This window comes from Brevundimonas sp. UBA7534 (genome assembly GCF_002479325.1).
Lineage (GTDB): Bacteria > Pseudomonadota > Alphaproteobacteria > Caulobacterales > Caulobacteraceae > Brevundimonas.
This window is the reverse complement of record NZ_DLMO01000047.1, coordinates 1-3020: the sequence shown is the minus strand read 5'-3', so window position 1 is coordinate 3020 and position 3020 is coordinate 1. Positions and strand designations below refer to the sequence as shown.

General features: G+C 70.2%; 5 protein-coding genes. All 5 read right to left on the bottom strand.

Annotation, left to right across the window (positions count from 1 at the left end; all coding sequences use genetic code 11):
• A partial coding sequence (locus B2U11_RS03460; protein WP_292069983.1) for a HisA/HisF-related TIM barrel protein occupies nt 1-110 on the bottom strand: 110 nt, incomplete at its 3' end.
• Nucleotides 107-844 (bottom strand): 1-(5-phosphoribosyl)-5-[(5-phosphoribosylamino)methylideneamino]imidazole-4-carboxamide isomerase, encoded by a 738-nt coding sequence (gene hisA / locus B2U11_RS03455; protein ID WP_292069981.1) that lies wholly within the window; start codon nt 842-844, stop codon nt 107-109. The genes B2U11_RS03460 and hisA, both read right to left, overlap by 4 nt.
• Entirely contained in the window at nt 838-1440 is a 603-nt protein-coding gene (hisH, locus tag B2U11_RS03450; protein ID WP_292069979.1) for an imidazole glycerol phosphate synthase subunit HisH, read from the bottom strand. The genes hisA and hisH overlap by 7 nt, the downstream gene beginning before the upstream one ends.
• Entirely contained in the window at nt 1437-2861 is a 1425-nt protein-coding gene (gene hisB, locus B2U11_RS03445; protein WP_292069977.1) for an imidazoleglycerol-phosphate dehydratase HisB, read from the bottom strand. The genes hisH and hisB overlap by 4 nt, the downstream gene beginning before the upstream one ends.
• Nucleotides 2858-3016: a histidinol dehydrogenase gene (locus tag B2U11_RS03440; RefSeq protein ID WP_292069982.1), complete on the bottom strand. Its 159-nt coding sequence runs from the start codon at nt 3014-3016 to the stop codon at nt 2858-2860. The genes hisB and B2U11_RS03440 overlap by 4 nt, the downstream gene beginning before the upstream one ends.
• Nucleotides 3017-3020 lie beyond the last annotated feature (4 nt).

The window sequence follows — 3020 nt, the reverse complement described above, 5'->3', positions numbered from 1 at the left end:
GCGGCCAGATCGGCGGCGTCGCCCATGTCCGTATGGCCGACGAACTTCACGCCCTTGACCACCCGGCCGTCCTTGACGTCCAGGCAGGGAATGATGCGCCGGGCGGTCATGATCGCCGGGCCGTCGTAATGGCCTCGGGCAGGTTGAATCGGTTCTCGTAGAGGGCACGGCCGACGATGACGCCGTGACAACCCAGCGCCCTGATCGCCCGAATGTCTTCGAGGGACGAAACCCCGCCCGAAGCCTGGAGCACGAGATCAGGCCGCCTCAAGCGGATTTCCGAGAGCAGTTCCAGGTTCGGCCCGGCAAGGGCGCCGTCCCGGCCCACGTCCGTGACGAGCAGATGCTTGGCGACGCCCTTGGGGTATCGGTCCAGCGCTTCCCATAGGGTGACGCCGGAAGACTGGGTCCAGCCCCTCAGGGCAGGGACAGGAACGCCGTTCTCGATCTTGACGTCCAGCGCCAGGGTGATGCGGTCGGCGCCGAAGCCCTTCAACCAGGCGACCACGTCGTTGGGCTGGGTGACGGCCAGCGAACCGATGACGACCCGCGACACCCCGGCGTCCAGCAGGGCGGCCACGTCGTTGGCGCCGCGCACCCCGCCGCCGGACTGGACCTTGACGTCGATGGCTTTGGTCAGTTCGCCGATCAGCCCGTGCTGCATCGCCTGGCCGGCTTCGGCCCCGTCCAGATCGACGACGTGGATCCATTCCGCGCCCTCGGCGGCGAAGGCGGTCAGGCGGGCGGCCGGCTGATCGTCATAGCGGGTGACCTGATCGAACTTGCCGTGCATCAGGCGCACACACACGCCGTCCTTCAGGTCGATGGCGGGGTAGATCAGCATGGAAGACCCAGGAAGTTCTTGAGAATGATCGCGCCGGCTTCGGCCGAGCGTTCGGGGTGGAACTGGCAGCCCCAGCGATTGGCGGATCGCACGACGGCGGGGACCGCGCCGCCGTAGTCCGCGCGCGCCAGCGTCGCCGGGCCGTCGGGGCAGACGAAGCCATGAACGAAGTAGGCGTAGGCGCCGTCGGTCACGCCTTCCAGCAGCGGATCGTCCCGATCCCGCGCCAGGCTGCTCCAGCCCATGTGCGGCACCGGAAGGCCGCCCTCCGGCGTCAAACGTCGCACCACGCCCGGGATGAAGCCCAGCATCTGGACGCCGTCGCCTTCTTCGCTCCGTTCGAACAGCAACTGCTGGCCCAGGCAGACCCCCAGCAACGGGCGGGGAAAGGCGCGCAGCGGCTCGATCAGCCCCAGTTCGGCCAAGCGCGCCGTCGCATAGCCCGCCGCGCCCACGCCCGGCAGGATCACCCGCTCGGCGTCCGCGACCACGGCCGGATCGTCGGTCAGGCGCACCGAGACGCCCAGCCGCTCCAGCGCGAACTGGACCGAGGCGACGTTCCCCGCGCCATAGGCGATGACGGCGACCTCGCTCACAGCACCCCCTTGGTCGAGGGCACGGCGTCGCCCTCGATGCGGATGGCCTGGCGCAGGGCGCGGCCGAAGCCCTTGTAAGCGGCTTCCGTCTTGTGGTGATCGTCCTGGCCGGTGACCTTGATGTGGATGGCGGCCCCCATCGCCTCGGCCAGAGAGCGGAAGACGTGGGCGGTCAGATCGGTGCGGTATTCGCCGATGTAGGGCGTCTCGAATGCGCCTTCGAACAGCGGATAGGGGCGCCCGGACAGGTCCAGCGCGACATGCGCCTCGGCCTCGTCCATGGCCAGGACGAAGCCGTAGCGGGCGATGCCCTTGCGCTCGCCCAACGCCTGTTTCAGCGCCTGGCCCAAGGCGATGGCGCTGTCCTCTATGGTGTGGTGCGGGTCGGTGTGCAGGTCGCCTTCGCATTGCAGGCGCAGGGAGAAGCCGCCGTGCGCGGCGATCTGCTCCAGCATGTGATCGAAGAAGCCGACGCCGGTTTCGATCCTGACCGGCCCGGTCGCGTCCAGATCGACGGCGCAGACGATGCGGGTCTCCTTGGTGTCCCGGACGGCCTGGCCGACGCGGGCCGGGCGGCGCTTGGGCGGCGTCAGGCCGAAGGCGGCGAGAAGTCGGTCATTGACGTCGGGCTTGATCGAGACGGGCAGGCGCAGCCGGTCGCCCGACAGGTCGGCCTCGACCCCGTAGGTCTTCAACCCTGTCAGCGCCGCCGCCGGATCATCGGGCCGGATCATGACGATGGGACCGACGCCAGGTTCGACCGTCACCTGGCGTCCCAGTTCGCGCGCCACCCGCTCCCGCTCGCGTCGGACCGCGCCGATGCGTTCGGCCGTCTCGATCATCCGCGAGGGATCGAGCGCCTGCATCGCCAGGCGGACCAGCGGCTCGGGCAGGGCGTAGGGCTCCAGGACCGACGACAGGCGGGCCAGGGTTCCCGCCTGGGCGACGGCGGCGCCGACGCGGGCGCCGGCCAGGCCATAGGCCAGCGACAGGCTGCGCAGGACGACCAGATTGGGCTGGTCCGCGACGACGGTGACGGCCGAAACGCTGTCGGAGAATTCGATCAATCCCTCATCGACGAACAGCAGGGCGGGCGCGACCCGGGCGGCCATCTCGGCGACCGCCTCGGGCGATCCCAGCGCGCGCACGACCACGACCGCCGCCTCGCCCGTCGTTCGGTAGAGGGCCGCGAGGCTGTCGTAGGGTTCGGCCTTCGGCGCCTCGATGGAGCCGCCGTCGCGGGCGGCGAGGCGATACGCCAGTTCCAGCCCGTGCGTCAGTCCGCGCACTGGCAGCACCTGTTCGACCGGCGCGCCATAGATCGCCGCCATCCGCGCGGCCAGGGTTTGCGGATCGCCGGGATAACGGTCCAGGCCGTCGCCGCCGGACGCCAGCGGCGGATAGGGGGCGGGCAGGGTCATGCCTCACTCCTCAGGTCGGCGGCGCGGGCGTGGGCTTCCAGGCCCTCCATCCGAGCCAGGCGTGCGGCGATGGGGGCCAGCTGGCGCGCGCCGTTCCTGTCGACCACCTGCACCGACATGGTGGTCATGAAACTGGATGTGGTGACGCCGCCCAGCGTC